At 68.3% G+C, this 26,389-nt stretch carries 24 protein-coding genes and 1 pseudogene; 17 read left to right on the forward strand and 8 right to left on the reverse strand.

What is annotated here, in order from left to right:
• Positions 1-57 precede the first annotated feature (57 nt).
• The 7 genes from ACLF3G_RS21630 (at position 58) to ACLF3G_RS21660 (ending at position 7,292) form a co-directional block, all read left to right on the forward strand.
• Positions 58-1,431, forward strand: coding sequence for an ABC transporter substrate-binding protein (locus ACLF3G_RS21630; protein ID WP_430671485.1), 1,374 nt, complete (start codon positions 58-60; stop codon positions 1,429-1,431).
• A gap of 2 nt (positions 1,432-1,433) precedes the next feature.
• On the forward strand, positions 1,434-2,351 hold the full coding sequence (locus tag ACLF3G_RS21635) for a carbohydrate ABC transporter permease (protein ID WP_430671486.1): 918 nt from the start codon (positions 1,434-1,436) through the stop codon (positions 2,349-2,351).
• On the forward strand, positions 2,348-3,232 hold the full coding sequence (locus ACLF3G_RS21640; RefSeq protein WP_430671487.1) for a carbohydrate ABC transporter permease: 885 nt from the start codon (positions 2,348-2,350) through the stop codon (positions 3,230-3,232). The genes ACLF3G_RS21635 and ACLF3G_RS21640 overlap by 4 nt, the downstream gene beginning before the upstream one ends.
• Before the next feature lie 6 nt (positions 3,233-3,238).
• Positions 3,239-4,324 carry an ABC transporter ATP-binding protein gene (locus tag ACLF3G_RS21645; protein ID WP_430671488.1) on the forward strand — a complete coding sequence of 362 codons (1,086 nt, stop codon included), beginning with the start codon at positions 3,239-3,241 and terminating at the stop codon, positions 4,322-4,324.
• A 23-nt stretch (positions 4,325-4,347) separates the two neighbouring features.
• Positions 4,348-6,051: a GMC family oxidoreductase gene (locus tag ACLF3G_RS21650; protein WP_430671489.1), complete on the forward strand. Its 1,704-nt coding sequence runs from the start codon at positions 4,348-4,350 to the stop codon at positions 6,049-6,051.
• A gap of 178 nt (positions 6,052-6,229) precedes the next feature.
• Entirely contained in the window at positions 6,230-6,400 is a 171-nt protein-coding gene (locus ACLF3G_RS21655) for a hypothetical protein (protein WP_430671490.1), read from the forward strand.
• Entirely contained in the window at positions 6,390-7,292 is a 903-nt protein-coding gene (locus tag ACLF3G_RS21660) for an MBL fold metallo-hydrolase (RefSeq protein WP_430671491.1), read from the forward strand. The genes ACLF3G_RS21655 and ACLF3G_RS21660 overlap by 11 nt, the downstream gene beginning before the upstream one ends.
• Positions 7,293-7,494: 202 nt before the next feature.
• Here the strand turns inward: ACLF3G_RS21660 and ACLF3G_RS21665 are convergent, their stop codons facing one another.
• The 5 genes from ACLF3G_RS21665 to ACLF3G_RS21685 are packed head-to-tail and all read right to left on the reverse strand — an operon-like array spanning position 7,495 to position 12,137.
• A complete protein-coding gene (locus ACLF3G_RS21665; protein WP_430671492.1) occupies positions 7,495-8,172 on the reverse strand; it encodes an ABC transporter ATP-binding protein in 678 nt (225 codons plus the stop codon).
• The gene (locus ACLF3G_RS21670; RefSeq protein ID WP_430671493.1) at positions 8,165-8,917 is read right to left on the reverse strand and encodes an ABC transporter ATP-binding protein; all 753 of its coding nucleotides are present in this window, start codon (positions 8,915-8,917) and stop codon (positions 8,165-8,167) included. Before ACLF3G_RS21670 ends, ACLF3G_RS21665 begins: the two co-directional genes overlap by 8 nt.
• A complete protein-coding gene (locus ACLF3G_RS21675) occupies positions 8,914-9,858 on the reverse strand; it encodes a branched-chain amino acid ABC transporter permease (RefSeq protein ID WP_430671494.1) in 945 nt (314 codons plus the stop codon). Before ACLF3G_RS21675 ends, ACLF3G_RS21670 begins: the two co-directional genes overlap by 4 nt.
• The gene (locus ACLF3G_RS21680) at positions 9,855-10,790 is read right to left on the reverse strand and encodes a branched-chain amino acid ABC transporter permease (RefSeq protein ID WP_430671495.1); all 936 of its coding nucleotides are present in this window, start codon (positions 10,788-10,790) and stop codon (positions 9,855-9,857) included. The genes ACLF3G_RS21675 and ACLF3G_RS21680 overlap by 4 nt, the downstream gene beginning before the upstream one ends.
• A 21-nt stretch (positions 10,791-10,811) precedes the next feature.
• A complete protein-coding gene (locus tag ACLF3G_RS21685; RefSeq protein ID WP_430671496.1) occupies positions 10,812-12,137 on the reverse strand; it encodes an ABC transporter substrate-binding protein in 1,326 nt (441 codons plus the stop codon).
• A 1,301-nt stretch (positions 12,138-13,438) separates the two neighbouring features.
• On the opposite strand from ACLF3G_RS21685, the gene ACLF3G_RS21690 reads away from it, so the two are divergent.
• The 10 genes and pseudogenes from ACLF3G_RS21690 (at position 13,439) to ACLF3G_RS21735 (ending at position 22,553) form a co-directional block, all read left to right on the forward strand.
• Entirely contained in the window at positions 13,439-14,590 is a 1,152-nt protein-coding gene (locus ACLF3G_RS21690; protein WP_430671497.1) for a patatin-like phospholipase family protein, read from the forward strand.
• A gap of 352 nt (positions 14,591-14,942) precedes the next feature.
• Positions 14,943-15,332: pseudogene (locus tag ACLF3G_RS21695) on the forward strand (alpha/beta hydrolase); the annotation flags it as partial.
• A gap of 88 nt (positions 15,333-15,420) precedes the next feature.
• On the forward strand, positions 15,421-15,855 hold the full coding sequence (locus ACLF3G_RS21700) for a DUF1269 domain-containing protein (RefSeq protein ID WP_430671498.1): 435 nt from the start codon (positions 15,421-15,423) through the stop codon (positions 15,853-15,855).
• A gap of 154 nt (positions 15,856-16,009) precedes the next feature.
• Positions 16,010-17,392: a M20/M25/M40 family metallo-hydrolase gene (locus ACLF3G_RS21705; RefSeq protein WP_430671499.1), complete on the forward strand. Its 1,383-nt coding sequence runs from the start codon at positions 16,010-16,012 to the stop codon at positions 17,390-17,392.
• Positions 17,389-18,939 (forward strand): AbgT family transporter, encoded by a 1,551-nt coding sequence (locus ACLF3G_RS21710; protein ID WP_430671500.1) that lies wholly within the window; start codon positions 17,389-17,391, stop codon positions 18,937-18,939. Before ACLF3G_RS21705 ends, ACLF3G_RS21710 begins: the two co-directional genes overlap by 4 nt.
• Before the next feature lie 3 nt (positions 18,940-18,942).
• On the forward strand, positions 18,943-19,755 hold the full coding sequence (locus ACLF3G_RS21715) for an SLC13 family permease (RefSeq protein WP_430671501.1): 813 nt from the start codon (positions 18,943-18,945) through the stop codon (positions 19,753-19,755).
• An 11-nt stretch (positions 19,756-19,766) separates the two neighbouring features.
• Entirely contained in the window at positions 19,767-20,756 is a 990-nt protein-coding gene (locus ACLF3G_RS21720; RefSeq protein ID WP_430671502.1) for an SLC13 family permease, read from the forward strand.
• Between the two features lie 3 nt (positions 20,757-20,759).
• Positions 20,760-21,767, forward strand: a complete 1,008-nt coding sequence (locus ACLF3G_RS21725) for a lipid A deacylase LpxR family protein (RefSeq protein WP_430671503.1) — start codon at positions 20,760-20,762, stop codon at positions 21,765-21,767.
• 124 nt (positions 21,768-21,891) lie between these two features.
• A complete protein-coding gene (locus ACLF3G_RS21730) occupies positions 21,892-22,281 on the forward strand; it encodes a Rap1a/Tai family immunity protein (RefSeq protein WP_430671504.1) in 390 nt (129 codons plus the stop codon).
• Positions 22,278-22,553: a glycine zipper domain-containing protein gene (locus ACLF3G_RS21735; protein WP_430671505.1), complete on the forward strand. Its 276-nt coding sequence runs from the start codon at positions 22,278-22,280 to the stop codon at positions 22,551-22,553. The genes ACLF3G_RS21730 and ACLF3G_RS21735 overlap by 4 nt, the downstream gene beginning before the upstream one ends.
• A 343-nt stretch (positions 22,554-22,896) precedes the next feature.
• Here ACLF3G_RS21735 and ACLF3G_RS21740 read toward each other — a convergent pair whose 3' ends face one another.
• From ACLF3G_RS21740 to ACLF3G_RS21750, 3 genes are all read right to left on the reverse strand, one after another.
• Positions 22,897-24,465, reverse strand: a complete 1,569-nt coding sequence (locus tag ACLF3G_RS21740; RefSeq protein ID WP_430671506.1) for a hydantoinase/oxoprolinase N-terminal domain-containing protein — start codon at positions 24,463-24,465, stop codon at positions 22,897-22,899.
• Positions 24,466-24,589: 124 nt separating this feature from the next.
• Positions 24,590-25,675 carry a DUF917 domain-containing protein gene (locus ACLF3G_RS21745; protein WP_430671507.1) on the reverse strand — a complete coding sequence of 362 codons (1,086 nt, stop codon included), beginning with the start codon at positions 25,673-25,675 and terminating at the stop codon, positions 24,590-24,592.
• Complete coding sequence (locus tag ACLF3G_RS21750; protein ID WP_430671508.1) at positions 25,675-26,334, reverse strand: AroM family protein; 660 nt, start codon at positions 26,332-26,334, stop codon at positions 25,675-25,677. Before ACLF3G_RS21750 ends, ACLF3G_RS21745 begins: the two co-directional genes overlap by 1 nt.
• Between the last annotated feature and the right edge of the window lie 55 nt (positions 26,335-26,389).

The following is a 26,389-nucleotide window of genomic DNA, read 5'->3' on the forward strand; positions in this document are numbered from 1 at the left end:
TGACACAATGAAGCGATGGGCCGGACAAGGCCTGCGCGATGGAAGGGAGTTGAGCCGATGATCGATCTCACGCGCCTTGCCTCATCCCGGCGCCACCTGCTGCAGGGCGCGGGCGGCGCCGCACTCTCATCCATCCTGGCGGCTCCGGCGCTTGCACAGGGCGGCACTCGGGTTGCGCGCGTCTGGGGCGAGCCCGGCCCCTATGGCGGCGTCTTCGTTCAGGGCATGAACGAATGGGCGCAGCGCAACAACGCCAACATCCGCTTCGAGATCGAGCAGATTCCCTGGGACGGCGTGACGGTGAAGCTGGCGACGGATCTCGCCGCACGTCGTCCGCCCGCCCTGATCAGCGTCGAGAGCCCGATCGCCTACCAACTTGCGGCCGAAGGGCTGCTGGAGCCGGTGGAGGACGTCAACACCGCGATCCGTGCGCGGGAACGCCTGGTGGATGGCTTCACGCTGGAAGAGTTCGGCGCCTGGCGGGGCGTGCAGTACGCCGTGCCGGTACACCACCAGCCCTGCCTGCTGGTGGTGCAGCAGGACATCGTGAACGAACTGGGCCTCGGTGATCCCGCAACCTGGACCTGGGACCAGTTCGCCAACGCGGCCCGCACCATCACCGAACGCAAGCCCGGCATGGCGGGCTACACCATGGCGCTCGGCCGCAACCTCTGCGCCGACTACCACATCACGCAGTTCATCTGGCAGGCCGGCGGGCTGACCTGGGATCCGGCCGCGCAATTCCGCACAACCTTCGACAGCACCGCGACGACGGAAGCCTTCGACTTCATCCGGCGGCTGCATGCTTCGATGCCGCGCGCGGCGGTGGAATTCAGCTTCCTGCAGGTGGTGGACCAGCATGTCGCGGGACGCACCGGCATGTCCGCCTATTGGGGCCGTACCATGGGCCGCGCGGCGGAGGAAACGCCGGCGCTGTTCCAGAACATGGAGTACTACCTGAACCCCGCGCATCCCGGCACCGGCAAGCGCTGGTCCTGGACCGACATCAACGGCTGGATCATCCCACGCCGCGACAACGCCTTCATCAGGGAAGCGAAGGAAGCGATCACCTACGTCTCCAACAGCGTCGACTGGATGGTGCGCTACAGCCAGAGCCTGATGCCGAATGTCGGACCGGTCTTCAAGGATGTGGCGACGGCGCCGGCGATGCTGGCGCATCCCTTCTACCAGTCGAAGCAGCGTTCCTTGGACGTGATCTTCAGCCAATCCGTGCCGCATGCCTGCAACACCGGACTCGAGATGAAGCGCGGCGTGAACCCGCTGGCCGGCGTCGCGCATGGCCGCAGCGTTTGGGCACAGGCGGTGCAGCGCATGCTGCTGAACAATGAGCAGCCGAAGGCCGCCGTCGAATGGGGCCACCGGCAGTTCGAAGGCATCCGTCGCGACAATGCGCGCATGCTCGCCGGCTGAGCATGCAGGATCTCCGACCGCGGCCGGCCCGCTTCCGGCTTTCCGATCGCCAGGTCGGCATCCTGTTCATGCTGCCCTTCCTGGTCACCGCGGCCGCCTTCATGGTGTGGCCGGTCGCGGAAGCCGTGCGCATGGCGTTCTACGCCTACAACCCGCTGCGGCCTGATGACATTCGCTGGGTTGGGCTGGAGAATTTCGAGCGCATCCTGGACGATCCGTTGTTCTGGGAAAGCTTTCACCAGGCGCTGGTCTGGACCGGATGGTCCATCCTGCTGCAGACAGTGCTCGGCGTCAGCCTGGCGCTGCTCCTACATGTGACCCTGCCGGGCATGGCAGTGTTCCGCGGGTTGCTGCTGTTCCCCTACATCGTGCCCACGGTGGTGATCGCGCTGAATTGGCGCTGGATCTTCAATTCCGAGATCGGCATCGTGAACCACGCCTTGCTGAGCGCGGGCCTGATCGACCAGAACATCGCCTGGCTGTCCACGCCGAACATGGCTATGACCTCCGCCGTGCTGCTGAACGTGTGGAAATACACGCCTTTCGTGGTGATCTGCGTGCTGGCGCGGCTGCAGACGATTCCGACCGAACTGTATGACGCGGCCAAAGTGGACGGCGCCGGTGCCTGGCGACGGTTCATCGACATCACGCTGCCGATGCTGAAGGAAGTGCTGGTGGTGGTGGTGGTGTTCCGCACCATCTGGACCTTCAATAAATTCGAGGAAATCTACCTGCTCACGCGCGGCGGACCCGGCACCTCGACCTTCAACCTGGCGGTCTATGCGTTTGAGGAAGGCATGGCCAATCTGCGCCTTGGCGTGGCCGCGGCCACCGGGGTGATCATGATCGTGATGCTGCTGGTGGGCACAGTGATCTATGTGCGGGTGTCCGGCTTCGGGCAGGAGGACAAGGCGCCATGACAAGCCGCGAGGTTCTTGGCCGCGTGGCGCTGTATGCGCTGCTGCTGGCGATCACCTTACTGGTCTGCTTTCCCCTGATCTGGGCCTTCTTCACCAGCATGAAGCCGAAGGACGAGATCTTCCTGTGGCCGCCGACCTTGTGGCCCAGCACGTGGACGCTGGAGAACTACCGCGCCCTGCTGGTCGGCCGTGAAGCCTATTTCCAGGCCGGGGCGGGCACGGAAACGCCGCCACCCTCGGCCTTCTTCCTGCAATGGTTCACCAACAGCGTCATCGTCACCGTCAGCACCACGCTGATCAGCACCATCGTCTCGACGCTCGCGGCCTATTCGCTGACGCGGTTCCGCTTCCCGGGCCAACGCGCCGTACCCTACCTGGCGCTGGTCGGCTACATGGTGCCGTCCATCATCTTCGTCTTCCCGATGTTCCTGGTGATGGCGGATTTGCGGCTGACGGACACGCTGCTGTCCCTGATCCTCGGCTATGTCTGCATCACGCTGCCCTTCTCGCTGTGGCTGATGTGGGCCTTCTTCCGCAGCGTTCCGATCGAGATCGAGGAGGCGGCGCTGGTGGATGGTGCCTCCCGCCTCCGAGTGTTCTGGGAAATCGTGCTGCCGAGCGCCTGGCCAGGCATCGTCGCCGCGGCGATCTTCACGCTGATCGTGTCCTGGAACGACTACCTGTTCGGCCGGGTCTTCATCAACACCATGGAGAACCTGCCGCTGACGGTTGGCGTGATGCATTTCTTCGACGGCACGCATGTGGATTGGGGGCTGATGATGGCATCCTCGGTGCTGATGACCGTGCCCATGGCGATCCTGTTCATGCTGCTGCAACGCCACCTGGTGGCCGGCTTCGGCGCCGGCGCGGTGAAGGGCTGAGACGCCATGCAGGTCCGCCTGGAACAACTCTCGAAATCCTTCGGCTCCAATAAGGTGCTGAAGTCGCTCGACATGACCTTTCCGGAGCGGCGCTTCGTCACGCTGCTCGGCCCCTCCGGCTGCGGCAAGACCACGCTGCTGCGGATGATCGCGGGGCTGGAGAAGGCGACATCGGGCGAGATCTATTTCGGCGACCGCCGCGTCGCGCATCTGTCGCCGGCAGACCGGAACATCGCCATGGTGTTCCAGTCCTACGCGCTGTACCCGACCATGGATGTGGCGGCGAATATCGGCTACGGCCTGAAGGTCCGCGGCATGCCGCGTGCCGAGCGGGCGGAGAAGGTGGGCGTGGTGGCGCGGGTGCTGGAGATCGGCGCGCTGCTGGCCCGCAAGCCACGCGCTTTGTCCGGCGGCCAACGCCAGCGCGTCGCACTCGGCCGCGCCATGGTGCGCAAGCCGGACATCTTCCTGATGGACGAGCCGCTGTCCAACCTCGACGCCAAGCTGCGCGCCACCATGCGCGGCGAACTGAAGCGCTTCCACCTGGATCTCGAAACCACCTCCATCTACGTCACCCATGACCAGCTCGAGGCCATGACCATGTCCGATCTGGTCGCGGTGATGGACCAGGGGGAGGTGCAGCAATTCGGTACGCCGGAGGATGTCTACGACCAGCCGGCCAATCTGTTCGTCGCCGGATTCATCGGCAGCCCGCCGATGAACTTCGCGGATGTCGAGCTGAGCTCGGTGGCGGATCGCCCGGTTCTGGTCGTCGCCGGGCGAGCCATCCCGGCGCCGCCGCAATTCGACCTGTCCGCAGCGCCGCGCCGGCTGACCCTCGGCGTTCGGCCGCAGGATGTACGCATGGCGGCACTGGATGCGCCAGACGCCGTTCCGGGCACCGTGTGGATGACGGAACTCATCGGCTCCGAGCGCCTGATCGAGGTCGAGGTCGCCCCACGCCTGCGCATCACCGCGGAGGTGCGCAGCGAGGTCCGTGCGGCGCTGAACACGCCGGCCGCCGTCGCCTTCGACCCGGCGCGGATCCACCTGTTCGATCCCACGACGGGCGCCGCGCTGAAGCGCCGCTGACGCGGCACCGGGAGAACCACCGCGTGGACTTCGATACCATCATCATCGGCGGCGGCTCCGCTGGTTCCGTGCTCGCGCATCGCCTCTCCGCCCGCAGCAGCCACCGCGTGCTGCTCTGCGAGGCCGGGCCGGATACGACGCCGGGGGAGGAGCCTGCGGAGATCCGCGACAGCTATTCCGGCACCGCCTATTTCGACCCGCGCTTCCACTGGACCAGCCTGCGCGTGCACACGCAGGTGGTGAGCCACAACAACCCGACGGAGCGGCCGCCGCTGCGCAAATACGAGCAGGCGCGCGTGCTCGGTGGCGGGTCCTCCATCAACGGACAGATGGCCAATCGCGGCGCCCCCAGCGACTACGCGGAATGGGCGGAGCGCGGGGCGGACGGGTGGGACTGGGACGCGGTACTGCCCTATTTCCGCAAGGTGGAGCGCGACCTGGATTTCGATGGGCCGCTGCATGGCCGGGAGGGGCGCATACCGGTCCGGCGCATCATGCCGGAGAACTGGAACAACCACGCCCGGGCCGCCGCGCAGGCCTTCGAGGACGCTGGCTTTCGCTACCTGCCTGACCAGAACGGCGAGTGGCGTGATGGCTACTTCCCCATCACCATCTCGAACCAGGATGAAACACGCGCCAGCGCCGCCATGGGCTACCTCGACCGGGCAACCCGGCAGCGCGCCAACCTGACCCTTTCCTGCGGGACACAGGTGACGCGGCTGCTGTTCGACGGCACGCGCTGCATCGGCGTCGTGGCTCTCGTGGCCGGGCAGGAACAGGAATTCCGGGCACCGGAAATCATTCTGTCGACGGGCGCCATCCACAGCCCGGCTGCGCTGATGCGGGCCGGCATCGGTCCCGCGGCACATCTGCGCGACCTCGGCATCCCGGTGCTCGCGGCCCTGCCGGGCGTTGGCCAAGGCCTGATGGATCATCCATCCATCGCGCTGTCCTCCTTCGTGCGGAAGGCGGCGCGGGTGGATGCGCGGACGCGACGGCATATCCTGCTCGGCCTTCGCTATTCCTCGGGCCTGGCCGAGATGCCGCAGGGCGACATGTTCGCCGCCGTGGTCAGCAAATCCGCCTGGCACAGTGTCGGCGAGCAGGTCGGCAGCTTCCTGATCTGGGTGAACAAGACCTTCTCCGAGACCGGGCAGGTGCGGCTCGCCTCGGCGGATTGGCGCGAAGAACCGGTGGTCGAGTTCAACCTCCTGTCGGACCGGCGCGACCTGGACCGGCTGATGTCCGGCTTCCGGATGTGCGCGGCGATGATGATGGCGCCGGCGCTGGCCGCGGTGACGGACAATCCGTTCCCGGCAGCCTACAGCGATCGCGTGCGCAAGATTGGCGTGGTGAATGCGCGGAACCGCTTCCTGACCAGTGTGATCAGCCGCTTCCTGGATGGTCCCGCCTTCCTGCGGAAGGCCTTCATCGAGCGCTTCGTGGTGGAGGGCTTCCAGTTTGCCGAGGTGATGACCGACGACGCGCAGTTGGAAGCCTTCATCCGCAAGCAGACCATCGGCATCTGGCATGCATCCTGTTCCTGTCGCATGGGGCGGCTGGAGGACCCGATGGCCGTGGTCGATGCCAGCGGTCGCCTGCGCGGCGTGGGGGGCCTGCGGGTTGTGGATGCCTCCATCTTTCCCGTGGTGCCCTGCGCCAACACCAACTTCCCCACCCTGATGGTCGCGGAGAAGATCAGCGACGCCATCCTGGATGGCGCATAGCGGCATGTGGGCGGCTGCGCCGCGGAGGCGAAGCGGGGCCTGGACCGGATGGTGAGGGCATCTGCGAACCGGCCAGATCCGACCCCGGGCGCCGTTGGGCACCCCGGCCCTGTTCGGCTGAAATCACCGTGCCGGATCAGGCCCCGATTTCCAGCATCGAGTCCGGATGGGCTGTGGCATGATGCAGTCGGCCAAGGCCTTGGCATTGGCCGAAGAACAACCGCACGAGGAGATGCCCAATGAACGCTGGTTTCGCCCGCCGCGACCTGTTCGGCGCAGGAGCCGCCGCAGCGGCGGCAATGATCTTGCCGCACGCGGCAGCCAAGGCGGCCGCGCCGATGCGCAATGAACTTGCGCCAGCCTGGCACCGCTTCAAATGGGGTGACTTCGAGGCGACCGTGGTCTCCGACGGCAGCCTGCCGCTGGGCAAGCCACAGGACAGCTTCGTCGGTCCTGGCGCCGATCGGATCACCGGCATGCTGACCAACGAATTCCTGGATCCCAACGCGGCCACGCTCGAGCAGAACGTGCTGGTCCTGAACACCGGGCGCCAGTTGCTGCTGTTCGACACCGGCATGGGTGAGAGCATGGGGGCCGACTCCAAGATGTTCGGCCCGACCACGGGCCGCCTGCTGGCCAATCTGCGCGCCGCCGGCATCCAGCCCGAACAGATCGACATGGTCGTCGCCACGCATGCCCATTGCGACCATGTCTGGGGCTTGGTGGACGCCAACGGCCAGCGTGTGTTCCCGAACGCGCAGGTGGCGATCAACGAGGCCGATGTACGGTTCTGGACCGATGACGCGAACAAGCGCGGTCCGGCTTTCATGAATGTCTTCATCGAGGGCGCGAAGAAGAACCTGAACGCGTACCGCGACCGCTTCGTCATGGTACGCAACGAGCAGGAGGTGGTGCCGGGCGTCACCGCCATCTTCGCGCCCGGCCATACGGTAGGCCACACCTGCTACGCCATCACGTCGGCGGGCCGGACCATGCTGAACACCGGCGACTTGGCGCATCACCAGGTGCTGTTGCTGCGACAGCCGCTGATGGAATTCTCCTTCGACACCGACCCGAAGCTGTCGGCGCAGACCCGCGCGCGCATGCTCGATCGCCTGGCGACGGACCGGCATGCGGTGCTGTCCTACCATTTTCCGTGGCCGGGGCTTGGCCATGTCCGCAAGGAAGCCGAAGGCTATGGCTGGGTGGCGACACCGATGAACGTCACCAGCCTTGGGTGAGTTTTTGCCTTGGCGGAGGTCGATCCGCTCCGCCCCCGCACGATCACCGGCGATCCTCTGCCGGCGTCGCAGCAGTGGAGGCCTGCCGTTCCAGGCCCCACCGTGACGCGGTTGCCAACGGCGTGCCGCCGGGCTGCGCGCCGGGACGAATTGACGGAGTAGATCGTGGAAGGGTCTGGACGCCCGTCCGCGGGCGCGCGGCTCAGCCTTGCGCCCCGGATGCCCGGCCCTGCGTGATCTCGCCCCGCTCAATGACATAGGTGGTGTCCACCAGCGACGTCAGGAGTTGCGGGTTGCTCTCGGTCACCAGCAGCGCGACATCGGGGAAGGACGCCTGCAAATCTCGCAGCGCCTGCGCGTAGCGCTGCGCGAGCACAGGAGCTAGGCCCTGGAAGGGCTCGTCCAGCAGCACGGCGCGCGTGCCGACCATCAGCGCGCGGCCCAGCGCCACCATCTTGCCCTGCCCGCCGGAGAGCCCCGCCGCGCGACGGTCCGCCAGTGTCGCGAGTTCCGGCAGGAAGGTGAAGACGGCATCGAGCCGCCTTCCGATTTCGCTTTTCGCCAGGCCCAGCACCTCGGCCGGCAGCAGCAGGTTCTGACGCACGGTGAAGACGCCGAACAGCCGCCGCTCCTCCGGCGCATAGCCAATACCGAGGCGCGCGCGGTGATGCGCCGGCACCGCCGACGCGTCATGGCCTTCGATCAGCACCCGGCCGCCGCGAAGCGGCAGCAGGCCCATCAGGGCGCGCAGCGCCGTCGTCTTGCCGGCGCCGTTGCGTCCGATCAGTGCCACGCACCCGCCGCGCGGCAGGGTGAGCGAGACGTCGCGCAGCACCGGCGCGCCCGCGATGTCCACCACCACCGACTGCAGCTCAAGCATGGCGCTCGATCCCGATCACCTCGCGCTGCACCACCGGGTCGGCCAGGACCTGCGCCGGCGGGCCGAGCGCCGCTATCCGGCCCTGGGACCATACGGCCACGCGGTCGGCGAAGCGCTCGACCACGTCCATGTCGTGCTCCACGAACACGGCCGTGACGCCCGCCTCGCGGAGCACGCGCGCAAGCGTCTCCACGACCGCCATCTTTTCGGACGCCGAGACGCCGCTGGTCGGCTCATCCATCAGCAGCAGGCGCGGCTTCAGCGCGATTGCCATCGCGATATCGGCAAGCTTGCGCGTGCCCTCGTTCAGCGCGTCGGCCCGCCGGGTGGCGACGGGCAGCAGGCCGAAGCGGTCCAGCAACTCCCGCGCCTCATCGCGCCAGGCCGGGCGGAGCAGGGGCGCGAAGGGCGACCAGATCCCCTCGCGCGCAGCAACCGCGAGGGCGGCGTTCTCCTCCACCGTGTGCTCGGAGAAAAGCTGCGGCAACTGAAACGACCGCGCGATGCCGCGGCGCACGATCTCCCGCGGGCGGCGGCCGGTGATCTCGGTACCGTCATAGGTGATGGTGCCGCCCTGCGGGCGCAGGTAGCCGGTCACCATGTTGATGAAGGTGGTCTTGCCCGCCCCGTTCGGGCCGATGATGGCGAGGAACTCGGCACGCATGACCGCGAGGTCGATGCCATCCGCCGCCTTCACGCCACCGAAGGCGAGGCGGAGTCCGCGCGCCTCAAGCAGCGCGGTCATGCGGCGCCCCGTCGTTGCAGGCGGAGCGCCAGCAGGCCCCAGATGCCGCCGCGCGCGAACAGGATGACCAGCAACAGCACGGCGCCGAGAATCATCTGCCACATGTCGGCGACCGTCGCCGCCGCGTAGACCCGCACCAGCTCGTAGGTGACCGCGCCCAGGAAGGGCCCGAGGACGCCGCCCGCACCGCCAAGGATGGCGATGAAGACCAATTCGCCGGAAGCCGTCCAGTAGGACAGCAAAGGCGTGACGTGGCGCGTCGCCATCGCGATCAGCGCGCCTGCGCAACCGGCCATCGTGGCGGAGAGAACATAGGCCGCCAGCAGCACGCTGCGTGCCGAGACGCCCATGAAGTCCAGCCGGGTCTCGCGCGTCTTGATCGCTGTCAGCGCATGGCCCATCGGGGAGGCGAGATAGACGCGTGCGAAGGCGCCGAAGCCGAAGGCCAGCGCCAGTGCGATGCCGAAGATCGTCCATTCATGGGTCACTCGGTCGAGCTCCAGGCCGGCCACCGTCAGCGGCGGCACGCGGATCCCGTCGGTGCCCTTGGTGTAGTGGTAGAACTTCTCCAGCATCGAGTAGAACACCATGCTCAAGGCCAGGTTGAGCATGCCGAAAAAAATCTCGCGGTAGCGCGACACGAACAGGCCGATGAGGGTGCCGACGATGGTCGTCGTGAGCGCGGCCGCCGGCAGCAGCAGCGCGGCATCGGGCAGCACGGGCGCCAGGAAGGCGACGGCATAGGCGCCGAGCGCGACGTAGAGCGCGTGGCCGAAACTCACCTGGCCCGCGCGCAGCAGCAGCATGATGCCGAGCACCGCGATGCCCTTCGCAAGCGCGATCGTCAGCACGAATTTCAGCCAGGGCGTCGCCATGGCCGCCAGGACCAGCGCGCCGGCGCCGAGGAGGGCAAGCAGCAGCTCGATCCGGCGGAGGGTCATACGCGCCGTGTCTCCACCACGCCGAACAGGCCCTGCGGCCGCACCAGCAGCACCGCGACCATGATGATGTAGGGCACCACCACCTCGAGTTCGGGATAGAACGTCACCGCGATGGACCGGCCGATGCCGATCATCAGCGCCGTCAGCGCCGCGCCCTCGATCTGGCCGAGGCCGGCCGTCGCCACCACCGCGAAGGACAGCACGATGGTGGAGGCGCCGATGCCCGGCACAAGGGACGATGTTGGCGTGGAGAGCGCGCCACCCAGGGCTGCCAGCATTGCGCCGAAGGTGAAGGTCAGCAGGAACACCTTCCGCGCGTCGATCCCCATCGCGGTCGCCGCCTCGCGGTCTATGGTAACAGCCAGGATGACGCGTCCGGTCAGCGTGCGCCGCAGGAAGATCGCGAGCCCCACCAGGGTCGCGACCGCCACGGCCGGCAGTAGGATGACCTGGTAGGTGTTGTAGGGGATGACGTCGGTGCCGAAGGGCACGTCCACGGTGCCCATCAGCGAGACGGGCGTGCTGAAGGAGACTGGCTGCACGCCCCAGACGAGCTTCTGCGCATCCTCGAGGATCATGAAGAGCGCGAAGGTGACGAGAAGCTGCAGCACCGGCTCCTCGTCGTAGATGCGCCGCAGCAGCAGCCGCTCGATCAACGGCCCGAGCACGAGGCCCACCAGCATCGCAGCGAACAGGAGGGCGGGGAGGGAGGCCCAGGCCGGCAGGCCCGCCGAGGCCGCGAAGAAGCCGACCGAGGCCGCCGCGTAGGCCCCGATCGCGAACAGGCTGCCGTGTGCCACGTTCAGCACGCGGAGCACGCCGAACACCAGGTTGAGCCCGACCGCCACCATGAAGATCAGCGCGGCGCTCGCGACGCCGTCCAGCAGCGCGAGGCCGAGCAGCGGCCCGTTTTCCGTGAACCAGTTACTCACCGAGGCGCCAGCCTTCCGCGGTCAGCCGCCGGCCCGGATCGGATCGGGGACCCGGCTCACCATGTCCGGGGTCAGCGTGCGCAGCCAGGCGACGCTGTTCTGGCCGGCCGGCGTGGTGACCAGGTCGGGCGGGAAGATCACCATGTTGTCCATCACCGCGAAGGGGAAGCGGTCCGTATGGACGGTGGTGCCGATGAGCTGCGGCTCCAGGCCCTGGCCGTCCTCGCGGATGCGCATGCGCGAGGTCGGGCTATCGAACTCGAGGCCAGGGAAGGCGGCCGCGAGCTGCGCATCGGATGGCCAGTTGCCGCCATTCGCCTGCATCGCCTTCGCATGGGCCGCGCGTAGCGCGCTGAAGGCCTGCGCCATGTGGTAGGTCGGGTAGATCGGGTAGGCGTCGGCGCGGCGCCGGTAATTCTCCACGAAGCGCTGTAGGGCCTGCGGATTCGCCGGGCGCGGGTGCTGGTGCCAATGGTCGCCGCGGCTGCCGACGATGTGCCCGGCAGGCAGGCTGCGCCCGACGCGCTCGAGCGAGGACTCGGCCAGCGGCAGCACAAAGGTCGAACGCTCGAACAGTCGCCGCTCGGCCGCCTGGCGAATAAAGGTGTCGAGTTCGCCGCCCCAACTCGTGCTGAGGATCACGTCCGGCCGCAGAGCCAGCAGGCGTGTCACCTCCGCCGAGAAGTCCGTCGCGCCGAAGCGCGGGAAGAGTTCCGCGACGACGCGCGTCCCCGGCTTCAGCGCGTCCATCGCGGTCTTCCAGATCTCCCAGGAGTCGCGGCCCCATGCGTAGTCCTGATTCAGCACGGCGACGGTACGAAAGTCGGGCTTTGTCTTCATCAGGTAGAGCAGCGGCGCCAGGATCTCGGGCGTCGCATTGGCTTGGGTGCGGAAGGCGTACTGGTAGCGTCGCTCCTCGAAGATGCGCTGCGTGCCGCAGTCCCACAGCAGCGTCACCTTCCGCAGTTCCTCGCCGAGCGGGGTGCAGGCCAGGCAGGAGCCCGAGGAGATCGAGGCGAACATCACGTCCACCCGTTCGTTCTGCACTAGGCGTCGGAACTCCCCGACCAGATGGTCGATGCCGGGCGCTTCGTCCACGAAGAACAGGCGCACCGGCACGCCGCCGATGCCGCCTTCGCGGTTGATTTCCTCTGCCAGCATCTCGGCCGCGTTGCGCCCTGGCACACCGAACACGGAGGCGGGGCCCGAGAGAAAGGTGGTGACGCCGATCTTGAGCTCGTTGGGGCGCTGCGCCGGCGCCTGGGCCGAGAGAGAAGCGGGAAGCAGCACTGACCCGAAGCCTGCGGCTAGCGCCTTGCGGCGGGTCAGCTGGAACGGTGACGGCATCGACGTTCTCCCTGGAGGCTCCCCGTTATTTGTCGGGGCTTGGGTGGATGCGACAGGTCCAAGGGCCGGATGGATCAGGCGGTAGCACGGCATCGGCGACCGTGGCGCGCTTTTCAAAACCGTGTCGATCTCGAGTCCCGGCGGGCCTGAAGGAAAATCTGACTCTCACGATCATCGCCGCGGGCACAACCACTTAGGCCGTGCCGCGCAGTCGCCACTCGACGTCAGCAGAGGGCCGATTCGGGCCGATGTCAACAGGGCTGCCAAGGTGTGCGAGCGTGGCGCCGGCACCTCTTGCGACTGGGCCTCATACCTATCGCGGCTCTTCGGTCGGGGGCGCCGTCGGCGTTGGTCAGATGCGCTGAGATCGGCGGCGGTGCAGCGGGCACGGCGGCAACGTGCGTCCGGACAGTCGGCTCAGGAGGCACGATCGGCCTGCCGCTCCGACTTGGCAGCGGCAGCAGCGCCGTCGAGGCGAAGGTTCGGGCGCAAGGGACTGCCGGCAGCCTCAAGACGGCGGCAGGCATGGCAGGCCGGATGGTGACCCGAACCCGATGGCCCGTGGCGAGCTTTCGCCGCGCTTGGGATTCCGGCCACAGCGATGACACCTGGTGCCAATTGTTCCCGCCAGGCAGGTCCGTGTAGCTTCCCGCCAGGAAACGTGCCGGCGCAAGCCCCAGTCGAATCCGGTCGCATCGTTCAGGCTCCAGTGGATCTCGGAATCACCTGGCCCATGTCGAGGCGTCGCCGTGCCGGCTGGCGAAGCTGCAACACGAGGATCCACCGAGGAGTTCAAGATTTGGCTGCAGGAGGCCGGATCGACTGCCACGAGCCTGGCGGCCCGGCGGTAGCGGAGTGGCTCTAGCGGAATTGGTCCGGGTCCGGCGGCAACTGGCGGAACCAGGGCCAGGAGCAACACGGTAGCCCCTGCCGCGGCTTGTCGTGACCCGCGCCTGGCAGGCGCCATGCCAGATTCGCTGCGGGAGCCACCGTTGATCTTGGAGGAACGACAGTGATCTGCTCCATCGCCCTCATGCTTGCCACGGCGCCCCAATGATGCGGGGCTGGAAACTGTCTGCAGGGCCACTCGACCGGACGGCGGACCTGGCTTGGGATGACCTCGCAAGCCACCCCCGCCGCGGCGGGATGGCCCCGGACTGATGCGGGACAGCCTCATGGCTTGGCGCGGTCTCAAAGCGGGCCTGACGCACGGAAGGGCGCTCGTCGTCCTCTCGATCCTGACAGCAAGCCTCCTCGGCGGTTGCACGAGCATCCTTCGGCTCGATCCGCCACCGTCCAGCATGACGACGGACCTGCCTGTGCTGGGCATCCCCAATGCGCGTTTCTGGCCGGACGGCCCGCCCGATGCGCTCAGCCGCGAAGGCAGGCTGATGGCCGAGCGTGGCCGCGCGGCGCAGGGCGCGCAACGCGTGGGGCCGGCGGAAGCGCATTTCCTCGCGCTGTCCGGCGGAGGCGACAATGGTGCCTTCGGCGCCGGGCTGATGAACGGCTGGACAGAGGCCGGCAACCGGCCTGTCTTCACCGTCGTCACCGGCATCTCCGCCGGCGCCCTGATCGCGCCCTTCGCCTTCCTGGGCCCTGCCTACGACGCACAGCTTCGCGAGGTCTTCACCCCCGCAGGCCAAGCCGACGTGCTGCGTTTCGGCGGGTGGCTTGCCACCGCATTCTCGCTGGTGTTCGGCGAGGCGGTCGCCGATACATCACCGCTTTTCCGCATGATCGAGCGGTATGCCGACGAGGCGATGCTCCGCTCGATCGCCGGCGAATACGCACGCGGGCGCCTGCTGCTGATCGGCACGACCAATCTCGACCTGCAACGACCGGTGGTCTGGAACATCGGCGCCATCGCGGCGAGCGGCCAGCCCGGGGCGCTGGACCTGTTCCGCCGCATCCTGCTGGCCTCGGCCTCCATCCCGGGCGCGTTCCCACCGGTGCTGGTCAACATCAACCACGAGGGGCGCGCCTACCAGGAGATGCATGTGGATGGCGGCGCCTCCGTGCAGGTATTTTTCTATCCGCCGTCGGTACAGCTGCGCGATCTGGATCGCGAAAGGTCGGCATCGCCGCGACGGACGATCCATGTCGTGCGCAACGGACGCATCGACCTGGAAGGTGCGACCGTCGCCCGCGGGGTGCTCAGCATCACGGGCCGATCCGCCTCCACCCTCCTGCATTTCAGCGGCATCAATGACATCAACCGGATCTACCTGACGGCGGTGCGCGACGGGCTCGGATTTCGCGTGGCCTACATCGGCACCGACTTCACGGCACCGCGTAGTGGGCCGTTCGACCCCGACTTCATGAAGGCGCTTTTCGAATACGGCCGTGCCGCCGGTCTCCACGGCACAGCCTGGGCCACCGCGCCACCGCTTGTCACCACCTCGCCCACCGCCTCGCGCACCGCGCCGGCAACCCTGGCCGCCGAACGATGAGCCTGCTCGCACGATACGGCCGCCATCCCAGCCAGGATGGGTGACGGGCATGCCCGGATGGATGCGGCGCCTGCCGACGCGGATCGTGCTTCTGGCGGCCACGCTGCTGGTCGCGCTGCTGATCCTGCGCATATGGGATACCGAGCGTGGCCCGCCCCTCGCGCCCTGGCACCTGGTGGTGCCGGAGGAGTTGCGCGCCGAGGCGATCGATGGCGCCGACTGGGCTGGCTGGCTCGCCGCCGAGGCCGCGGCCTTCGGGACGGTCCGCCGGGAGGTGACGGAGGCGCTGGAGCCGGAGGACCGGATCGCGGCCAACCGCTACTTTGACGGTAGCCCGCTGCATCCCGCGCGGATGGCGCGGGACTGGAACCGGTCCTTCGTGCTGCAGCCCGAGGGCGAGATACGTGGCGCCGTGGTTCTTCTGCATGGCCTGACGGATTCACCCTACAGCCTGCGCCACGTCGGGGCGCTCTACCACCGCCACGGCTGGGTCGCCGTTGGCATCAGGTTGCCGTCGCATGGCACGGTGCCGGCGGCCCTCACGCAGGTGACATGGGAGGATTGGCTGGCCGCCACGCGGCTTGCCATGCGCGAGGCGCGCGCCCGCGCCGGCCCGGATCGGCCGTTGCATCTGGTGGGCTTTTCCACGGGTGCGGCGCTGGCGCTGAAGCATGCGCTGGATGCCCTGGAGAACCAGGGACTGCCTCGGGCGGACCGGCTCGTTTTGATCTCCCCCATGGTCGGCATCACCGCCTTTGCCCGCTTTGCCGGACTCACGGCGCTGCCGGCCCGAGCCCCAGGCGGAGGAGGCGCGCGCGCGCATCCTCGCCATGCAGCGCGAATACCTGATCGCGGTCGGCGATGCCGCCGTAGCCCTGCGCCGGCCGGATGGCAGCATCAAGCTCAACCAGATCCTCCAGCCAACCGCGACGGGTGCGGCCAGCGGCGCGCTCTGGGGCTCCCTGATCGGCCTGCTGTTCCTGAATCCGCTGGCCGGCGCCGCGCTCGGCGCCGCGACGGGCGCCGTGGCCGGCCGCCTGAGCGATGTCGGCATCAACGACACCTTCATGAAGGAGGTGGCGCAGACGCTGGACGCGGGCGAAGCCGCCCTGTTCCTTCTGGTGCGGAAGATGACCGCCGAACGCGTGATGGAAGGGCTCCGTGGCATGGGCGGACGGATCATGAGCAGCTCCTTCGACGAGACCAAGGAGGACCTGCTGCGCACGGCGCTGGCTGGTGCCGAGGCCGAGCGAGGCGCCGCATGATCCGCAAAGCCGCGCAGTCGCGGCGGACGGAGGGCACAGCGGCGGGACGTGTCGCCGTGGGACGATGCTCAGCACGTCTCTAACGTGACCCTACCGGCAGGACCTGGTGACGCGACAGGCGCCCCCGGCCGCCACAACGGCAGGCAGGACATCCATGAGCGAACTCGACCGCGTGCTGGCGCAGATTGATCGTGACATGGACGGCGCCCTGGAACGCCTTTTTGCCGTCCTGCGCATCAAGTCCATCTCCACGGACCCCGCCTTCGCCCGTGAATGCGCCGCGAATGCCGAATGGCACGCAGAGGATCTGCGATCCATCGGCTTTGATGCCTCGGCGCGCCCAACGCCCGGCCACCCGATCGTCGTCGCACACAACCGCGGCGCCGGCGGCCCCTCCGCGTTGTTCTACGGCCATTACGACGTACAGCCCGTGGACCCGCTGGAGCTGTGGGATCGCGATCCGTTCGATCCGGTGGTCGAGACGCTGGAGGACGGAACGAAGGTGATCCGCGGCCGCGGCAGCGCCGACGACAAGGGACAGTTGATGGCCTTCGTCGAGGCCTGCCGCGCCTGGAAGGCGGCGACGGGCAAGCTGCCCGTCTCGGTGACGATCCTGCTGGAGGGCGAGGAGGAATCGGGCGGCGTCAACCTGCCGGCCTTCCTCGATGCCAACCAGGCCGAGCTTCGGGCCGACATCGGGCTGATCTGCGACACCAACATGTGGGATGCGCAAACACCCGCCATCGTCACTATGCTGCGCGGCCTGTGCGGCGAGGAGGTGATCATCCACGCCGCCGACCGCGACCTGCATTCCGGCTTCTACGGTATGGCCGCGGCCAACCCGAACAGGATCCTCGCGAAGATCCTCGCGGAGCTGTACGACGAACAGGGCCGCGTCACGCTGCCCGGCTTCTACGACAGCGTGCCGGAACTGCCGGCGCAACTGCGCGAGCAGTGGAGCACGCTCGGCTTCACCGCCGAGCAGTTCCTGGGCGCCATCGGGCTTTCGGTGCCGGCGGGTGAAAAAGGCCGCGACGCCCTTGAGATGGTCTGGTCCCGTCCGACCTGCGAGATCAACGGCATGGGGGGCGGCTATCAGGGCGATGGCTTCAAGACCGTGATCCCCGCTGTGGCCTCCGCCAAGATCTCGTTCCGCCTCGTGTTCGACCAGGACCCGCACCGCATCCGCGAAGCCTTCCGCGCCCATGTCCGCGCGCGCTTGCCTGCCGACTGCCGCGCGGAGTTCATCGAGCACGGATCCGGCCGCGCGATTCGCTTTCCCGATACCGATCCTGCCTTTGCCAAGGCGCGCAAGGCGCTGAGCGATGAATGGGGCAAGCCCGCCGTGTTCATCGGCTCCGGCGGCTCCATCCCCGTGACGCACATGCTGAAGACGTCGCTCGGCATGGATGTCGTGCTGGCGGGCTTCGGGCTGGAGGATGACCGTATCCACAGCCCGAACGAGAAGTACAACCTGGTCAGCTTCCAGAAGGGCATCCGCTCCTGGGCGCGCATCCTGGGAGCACTGGCGGCATGAGCGCGATCCACCCTCCGCCAGCGGCGCTGGAGGCGAAGACCGTGATGCAGCGCCTGCTTGATACCGTGGAGCGCATCGGCAACCGCGTGCCGCATCCGGTGATGATCTTCGTCTACCTCATCATCTTCGTGGTGGTCCTGTCGGCGCTGCTTGCGGCCTTCGGCGCCCGGGTCACCTACCAGGCCTACAACCCGGCCACCGGGGACATCGAGCCGGCGACGACGGCCGCGCGCAGCCTGCTGACCATCGACGGCATTCGCTTCATGTTCACCGGAGTGGTACCGAACTTCATGGGCTTCAACGCCGTCGGCGTCATCATCGTGGCGATGGTCGGCGTCGGCGTGGCGGAGGAATCGGGCCTCGTGAAGGCGCTCATCCGCAAGCTCGTGATCGTCGCACCGCCACGGGCGTTGACCTACATCCTGGTCTTCGTGGGCATCGTCTCCTCGATCGCCGCGGATGCCGGCTACCTCGTGCTGATCCCCCTCGCGGCCGCGGCCTTCCTCAGCGTCGGGCGCCATCCGCTCGCGGGGCTTGCCATGGGTTTCGCCGCCGTGGCCTCGGCTTTCATGGTCAACGTCCTGATCGTGCCCGTGGACGGCATCCTGACAGAAATCACCAACGATGCGGCCCGCCTGGTAAGTCCGACCGCGTCGATCGACCTCGCTGCCAACCTGTGGTTCTCCATCGCCTCCGTCGCCATGCTGACGGTGCTGATCGCGCTGATCACGGAACGCGTGATCGAGCCGCGCCTCGGTGCCTATACGGGGGACTACACGGTTCCGGGCGAGAATGTGCTGTCGGACGACGAATACAAAGCTCTCCGCGCCGCGGGCCTCGGCCTTTTCGGCGTGCTGGCCTTCATTGGGTTGCTGGTGCTTCCGCCCGGCGCGCCGCTGCGCAACCCGGATACCGGTGCCATCATCGGTGCCTCGCCCTTCATGGGCAGCCTGATCGTCTCCATCGCGCTGATTTTCCTGGTCTGCGGCATCGCCTATGGCCGTGCAGCGGGGACCATGCGCAGCGCGGCGGAAGCCATCGCCGCCATCCAGAAATCGATCGGCGCCCTGGCAGGCCTGATCCTGTTGCTGCTGGTGATCAGCCAGTTCATCGCGATCTTCAACTACTCGAACATGGCCACCCTCGCGGCGGTTTCGCTCGCGGAGTTCCTCGGCGGACTCAACCTGCCCACCGTCGTGCTGCTGATCGGCTTCGTCATCGCCGTCTTCGGCATCGACCTCATCATCACCGCGGCGATCGCCAAATGGGCCATCTTCGCGCCGGTGTTCGTGCCGCTGCTGATGCAACTCGGCGTCGAGCCCGAAACCGTCCTCGCCGCCTACCGCGTGGGTGACAGCCCGATGAACTCCATCACGCCGCTGAACGCCTACTTTGCCATGATCGTCACCTTCGCCATCAAGTACCAGAAGGATGCCGGCGTCGGCACCGTGATCGCGCTGATGCTGCCCTACGTCATCGCGATCTCCCTGGTGTGGACCATGCTGCTGGCGGCCTGGTACCTCCTCGGCCTGCCGTGGGGCCTGTAGAGGATGAGTGACATCACCCTCATGGCCGCCATCATCCTGGCGGCGATCGTCCTCTTCGTCTGGAACCGCATTCCGGTCATCATCGTGGCCATGAGCGTCGGGCTCGCACTGTACGCCACCGGTCTGGTCACGCTGAACCAGGCGCTATCCGGCTTCGGCGATCCGGCGGTGATGTTCATCGCTACGCTGTTCGTCATCAGCGCCGCGCTGGACCGAACCGGCGTCACCGCCTGGGCCGGGCAGATGCTGATCCGTGGCGCCGGTGAGGAAAGCCGCACGCGGCTCCTGGTGCTGATCTCCCTGCTCGTGGCGGTGCTGACCGCGCTGATCAGCGTCAACGGTGCGGTCGCCGCCCTGCTGCCGGTGGTGATGGTGATGGCGCTGCGGCTGCGGCGGAAGCCCTCCCAGTTGCTCATGCCGCTGGTGTTCTCGGCGCATGCCGGTTCGATGCTCGCGCTGACCGGCACGCCGGTGAACGTGCTGGTCAGCGAGGCCGCGGCCGATGCTGGCATGCGCGCCATCGGCTTCTTCGAGTTCACCATCGTCGGCATCCCGCTGCTGCTGGGCACCATGGCCATCACCGTGCTGTTCGGCGAAAAGCTGCTGCCGCATCGGGCGGGAGAGACGATGAGCGTCGATTTCGGCCGCCACGCGACGACGCTGGTCGAGCAGTACGGGCTGCAGAAGGGACTGTTCCGGCTGCGGCTGCGCGCCAGCTCGCCGCTGGCCGGACAGCCGCCCTCGGTGCTCCAGGTTCACTCGTGGGAGGGTCTGCGCCTGGTCGCGATCCATGACGGAAGACCGGCGAGCGCCTGAAGCGCGAGACGATGTCCGAAGGCGACTTCCTGCTCGTCTCCGGCGAGGGCGACGAGGCAGCGCGGCTTGCCGCCTCGAAGCACCTAGCCTTTCGGCTTGAGAACAGCGACGTGGAGTTGCGTGACAGCCTTTTCAACCGCCACTCGGGCCTGGCCGAGGTGATGATCCCACCGCGCTCGGCGATGATCGGCCAGACCGCCTTCCCAGGCATGGTCACTGAGAGCGGCGACCTTGTCGTCATCGCCATCCAGCGCGGTGGCGTCGATGCCGGGTCGGAGCCGGTGACGCTGCAGGCGGGCGACACGATGCTTCTGCAGGGAAGCTGGAAGGCGCTCGACGTCCGGCTTGCGGACCCGCAGGTGCTGGTGGTGAATTCGCCTGAACTCGTGCGCCGGCAGGCCGTGCCGTTGGGTGCCGGGGCCTGGGGTGCCATCGGCGTGCTCGCCGCGATGGTGTTCTGCCTGGCCACCGGTCTGGTGCCGGCGGCGGTCGCTGGAATGCTGGGCGCCTTCACGCTGGTGCTGCTTCGCATCCTGAACGTCGAGCAGTGCTACCGCGCCATCGACTGGACCACGGTGATCCTGGTCGCAGCCATGATGCCGCTGTCCACCGCCATGGTGCAGACCGGCGCTGCGGAGCTGATGGCGGACGGGCTGGTGGCGATGGCCGCCGGCGGCAGCCCCACCATCCTGCTCGCGGGGCTGTTCGTTCTGACCGCCGTGCTCGGCCAGTTGATCAGCAACACGGCGACGGCGCTGATCATCATTCCCGTCGGCATCGCCGCGGCCGCGGCAATGGGCGTCTCCCCGCTGCCAGTGCTGATGACCATCGCCGTGGCCGCGGCGGCCGCCTTCCTGACGCCGATCGCGACGCCGACAAACCTGATGGTCATGCGCCCCGGCGGCTACGCCTTCGGCGAATACTGGAAATTCGGCCTGCCGATGATGATCTGGTTTTTCATCGTCGGCGTCTTCCTCGTGCCTCTCGTCTGGCGCTTCTGAGCGATGGGCCAAATCGCCCTGACTGCTGCTTGCGTTGCCGCCGCATTGGCCGCCCTGCCTGCCGCCGCGCAAACCCCGCCGGTGCGCACGACGGACCCGGCGGCCACCTGGATCTTCCTGCTCGAGAACGACACCTTCTCGGGCCGGGACCGCTTTTACACCAACGGGTTCCTGTTCGGCTGGGTCTCGCCGTCCTACAACCCGCCGGACTGGCTGGCGGCGCTGACGGACCGGCCCTCGCTGCTGTTCCCGACCGGTGGCATCGCCCGCTGGGGTCTGGCCGTCGGGCAGAAGAAGTTCACGCCGGAGGACACCCTGGCGCGCAATCCCGATCCGAACGATCGGCCCTATGCCGGGTGGCTCTACGGCGCGGTAACGTTGACGTCCTACACGCCGCGGGAGTTGGGCAGCCTGGAACTGCAGCTCGGCGTGGTCGGGCCCGCTGCGTTGGGCGAGCAGGTGCAGAACAACACGCACGACCTGCTGAACATCGACCGCGCCCTGGGCTGGGATGCGCAGATCAAGGATGAGCCGGGCCTCAACCTGGTGCTGAACCGGCAGTGGCGTCTGAACCAACCGCTCGGCGAGACCGGGCTGCAGTATGGCTTCGTGCCGAGCTTGGCAGCCAGCCTCGGCAATGTGCAGACCTATGCGGCCGCCGGGCTGCTGTTGCGAGTCGGCACCGAACTGGAGGCGGATTTCGGCCCGCCGCGCGCCCGGCCTGTTTCGGCCGGATCCGTGTTCTTCCAGCCGACGGAACGCTGGGGCTGGTACGGCTTCGCGGCGGTCGAGGGCCGTGCCGTCGCGCGCGACATCACGCTGGACGGCAACACCTGGCGCGACAGCCGTAGCGTGGCGCGGGTAACGCTGGTCGGCGATGCGAGTCTCGGCTTTGCCGTGATGCTTCCGCTGGCGCGCCTGACCTTCACCTACACGCTGCGCAGCAAGGAGTTCGAGACGCAACGGGAGGGTTCGCAATTCGGCTCCCTCAGCCTGGCCGCACGCTTCTGAACATGGCGGCGGGGACGCCGCGCATATTGCCGCGATCTCCTGCCGATGTGCCGATCGGCCTCGTGCGGTGAAGCTCGGTCACGCCGCCCACGGTGAGCGATGGGGACGGGAGGACCTGGATCCGATGAGAAGATTGATCGCAGGCATGATGCTGGCGGCAGTCGCCGGCGGAGTGGCCGCCGCACAGACAGGCCCGATCGCGACGGGCCCGCTGACCGAACTATGCGCGTCGTCCGATGCGGCGGCGATTGCGTATTGCCGTGGCTTCCTTGTCGGAGCGGGGCAGTACCATGAGGCCAGCACCGCGCGCGGCGGCCTGACGCCCATGTTCTGCCTGGGCGAGGTCACACCGACAGTGGAGCAGGCGCAGGCCGCCTTCGTCGCCTGGTCGCGCGGAAACCCTCGATATGCCGGGGATCGTGCCATCGATGGCGTGATGCGATGGGCCAGTAGTGCCTTTCCCTGCCCCACGCCTGCAGCCACGCAACCCGCGTCACAAAGGACACGCCAATGAGGCGCAAGCTTTCCCTGTCGATGAGTGGCGTCGCGCTACTCAGCCTCGCGGCCTGCGCTGATCTCGATCCGGGCGCGCAGCGCGCCATGACCGGCGGCCTGGCAGGCGCCGGCGCGGGCGCGTTGGTCGGCTCCTTCTCGGGCAATGCCGGACTTGGCGCTGCGACAGGGGCGGGGCTGGGCGCCGGCGGTGGCTTCGTCTACGACCGGCATGTCCGCGCACGTGATCGCGCCTTCGAGCAGGGCGTGCAAGCCGGCCGCACGCAGCGCTGATCCAGGCTTGCGCAGGACGGCATCGGAGTAGCCGACCGCAAGGCATGACGTCTGCCGGGATGGACCGGTTCGCGAAGCCCGTTGCGGGGCAGGGGGCCAGGGTCAGCCTCGGTGGCAAGGCCACGGCCGGGCCAGTGGATGAGGTGCCCCGGCAGGTCCGGCGTCGCATCCGGGTGTTTGGTCGCTTGCCGGAACATGATCGCCGCGGTCGCCGTTCTCCCGCTACCCGGCGCATGCCCCCTGCGGCGCCGACCAATGTGCCGCCTATCCCGAATTCAGATGTACTGAACTGCTACAGGGGTTGAAGTCTACCGCAGGTTCGGACTTCGTCCCAAGCTTTGCCTCAAGGTGCCGGTCGTGGCGTTCGGCTGGTCTCGGCGATCTCTCCCACCACCCGGGCACGCACCCGCAGCGCGCCGCCGGGCAGGTAGGCGATCGGCAGGTCCTCGACATCGACCAGCGCCAGCGTCGCGGCCTCCGCGCCGGCCTCGACAGCGCGGCTGCGGGCGATGCGCTCCGCCTCCGCCATCGCCTCCGCACGGGTCATGCCCTGGAAGACCTGGTCGGCCTCGCCGCTGACCAGCGCGATGGCGGCACCGACAGCATTGGCAACGGCGGCATGGGCCGGGCGCAGCACCTCCGACACGCCCTGCAGCCGGTCCGGCACCAGGAAGGCGCCGCCGCCGACCGCGAGCAGCGGCACCGGCGCCGCATCGGTCTTCATGCGATCGATCGTCTCCTCCAGCATCCGCGCGGCCTCGGCCAAGGTGGCCTTGGCAAAGCCAAGTGCGACATCCTCCACCTGCGCGGCATCGCCCAGACCGAGAAGGCCCGCGCGCACGGCGATATCGCTGGTGGTCAGTTGCGGCCCACCGAAGATCCGCGCCAGTTCCGGCAGGCGGAAGCCGACGCTGCGCGGGCCGATGCGGATGCGGCCCGCGTCATCCGACTCGACATGCGACCCGCCGCCGAGCCCGATGGACAGCAGATCCGGCATGCGAAACAGCGTGCGGACGCCGCCGACCTGCACCACCGCATTCGCCTCCCGCGGGAAGCCGCCCTTGAGCGCGCCGACATCGCTGGTGGTGCCGCCAACATCCACCACCAGCGCGTCCTGCACCCCGGTCAGGAAGGCGGCGCCGCGCATGGAGTTGGTCGGGCCAGAGGCGAAGGATAGCACCGGGAAGCGCGCGGCGAGTTCGGCGCGGATCACGGTGCCGTCGTTCTGCGTGATGAACAGCGGCGCCACGATGCCCGCCTGGCGCAACGCCTCCTCGAACGCCGCGATGGTGTGCCGGGCGAGCGGTGCCAGGCAGGCGTTCAGCAGCGCGACATTCTCCCGCTCCAGCAACCCGATGCGCCCGAGGTCGTGCGACAGCGTGATGGCGGCATCCGGCATCTCCGCCTGCAGGATCTCGGCAGCGCGCCGCTCCATGCCGGGGTCGAGCGGCGAGAACACGCTGCTGACGGCGACGCAGCCGATGCCGCCCGCCAGCATCGCCCGCGCGGCGGCCTGCACCGCCGTCTCGTCCAGCGGCATGATCGGGCGGCCATCGAAGTCATGGCCGCCTTCGACCATGTGCACCTGCCCGCGCACGATGGCGGCCAGGTCCGGCGGCCAGTCGCAGAACGGGGGCAGGGACTTCGCCGCGGGCAGACCGATCCGCAGCGCGCCGACCGGCGCCAGGTCGCGCCGCTGCACCACAGCGTTCACGAAATGCGTCGTCCCGATCATTACCGCCTGCACGCCGCCAGCGCCCATGGCACGCGCCACATCGAGCAGCGCGATCCGGACACCGGTCAGCACATCCGCCGTGGTCGGCGTCTTCATCGCGTGCAGGACGCGGTCATCCTCCAGCAGCACGGCGTCCGTGTTGGTGCCGCCGACATCAATGCCGATGCGTCGCCTCATGTTGCCGTGCCCTCAGGCGCCGGGCGATCCCTGCGGGAGCTTGGCTCGCCGCACGGGCGGTGGGCGCCGTTCGGGGCCTCGGCCGCTATCCGCGGCCGCGGGTTTCGCGATCCCGCTCTTTGCCTCATGCCACCACCTCCGAGAAGACCGACCGGAAGTCGAGGTCGTAGCCGAAGGCTCGCGGCCCGACGAAGTCGAGCCCACGCGGCGTCAGGAACACCGGCGGCGCCGGCAGCGCCACGACCGTCACGCGCTGTCCGTAGCGCAGCGTCTCCGAGCCGATCGCCTCGCCGCTCACCGTGTCCAACACGCAGATCAGGTCCGGCGTCATCACCCGCGGCACGCCATCCAGCCAGCCCACGGCCCACTCGTTCTGGAACGCGATCTCGAAGTCATGGCCGCGCCAGTCGTCGAGCCCATCGAGCCGTGCCGTTCCGCGCAGGAAGCCTTCCGTCGTGCGGCGCGCGATATCCGCGACCTTGCCGCGGAACAGCCTCACGCCCTTCTCGCAATCCAGGATCGCCTGCACCGGGTCGCGATGTTCCCTTTGCGCAAGCCTGATCGCCTGGCCCAGCGTGATAGCCTGGCTGGTGGTGTGCAGGATGCCCCATTGCTTCACCTCCGCCCCGCTGCGCGGCGCCTTGCAGGTGGCGGCGATCGAGCCGACCTCGACGCACATCTTGCGCGACAGGCGCTCCATCCATTTCCAGGACGGTACCTTGGCGACAATGCCCTCGATGCCGCGTGGATCGACCATGGACAGCGGATAGGGCTTCAGGTCGCCGACCGCGAAGCTTGTCATCTGCGCCTCCGGATAGGCGCGGCCCATGGCGTCGGCATCGACCACCGGCTTGCCAGTCTCGGCGGCGGCCATCAGCGACTGCACGCCGTTGTTGCCGCCGATCTCGACGCTCATGATCGCATCGAAGGACCGGCCGAGGTACTCCTCCATCAGCGTCACGGCGCGGCCGATATTCTCGCTGTCGGTCAGGCGTTCCTGCCCGACCAGCGGCGCGCCCATGTTGGAGACGACGGCGACCAGCGCATCATCGGCCAAGTCTTCCGGCCGCATCAGGCTGACGCGCTTTCCCTCGGCGTATAGGCGCCGCATGTTGAGCAGGCCGAGATAGGGCGACCCACCGCCGCCCGTGCCCAGCACCCAGGCACCGACCGCCAGCGCCTCGATATCGTCCAGTGAGAGTTCGCGCATCAGACCTCCGGCAGCAGCGACGCGGCGGCGCGGGCGGCCACGGCGACGGACAGCAGCACCGGGCAGGACAGCACGGCCACTGCGGCCGCCTTGTCGCGCCTGGTGTAGGAGATGCAGTCGAGCAGCACGAGGTCCGGCGCTTCCGCCGCCATCCGCCGCATCGCCACCTCCCGCGCCGCATCGTCCCCATGCGGGCGCAGCGGGACCACCGCCACGGAAAGCCCCTCCCGTTCCCGTTCCGCGCGCAGCGCCTCGGCCTGCTCCGGCAGCGGCACGAACAGGCCGAGCCGCCCGCGCGGCAGCAGCGCCTGCGCCAGCCCATTCAGCACGGCGGAGGGCTGCACCAGGCTCGGCCGCTCCGGCAGCCCCTTGAAGGCGCCGGTGCAAGCGAGCAGGGCGGCGCCCGGCACCGCCTCCAGCAGGCCCCGCAGCCGCTGCGTCACGGCGCGCTTGGAGACGGTGATGCCCTCACCGGAGGGCAGCACGGTGGACAGCGTGTCCGCGCCGTCGCGCGGCGCGCAGTCCGCGACTTGGGCGCGCGACAGCCCGTCCAGCGCCCCGCGCAGCGCGACCTGAAGCCCGGGCACCGCGGTGGCGATCTCGTCCACAAGGTCGTGGCGCGGCGCCTGTCCGATGATGAAGACGGGAAGTGCCGCCATGGCCAGTGTTCATCCCGATGCTGCCGTCGGACTATGGCGCGGGCGGCACAGGCGG

The sequence above is a fragment of the Falsiroseomonas sp. HC035 genome (genome assembly GCF_050563525.1).
In the GTDB taxonomy this organism is placed as follows: Bacteria; Pseudomonadota; Alphaproteobacteria; order Acetobacterales; family Acetobacteraceae; genus Falsiroseomonas.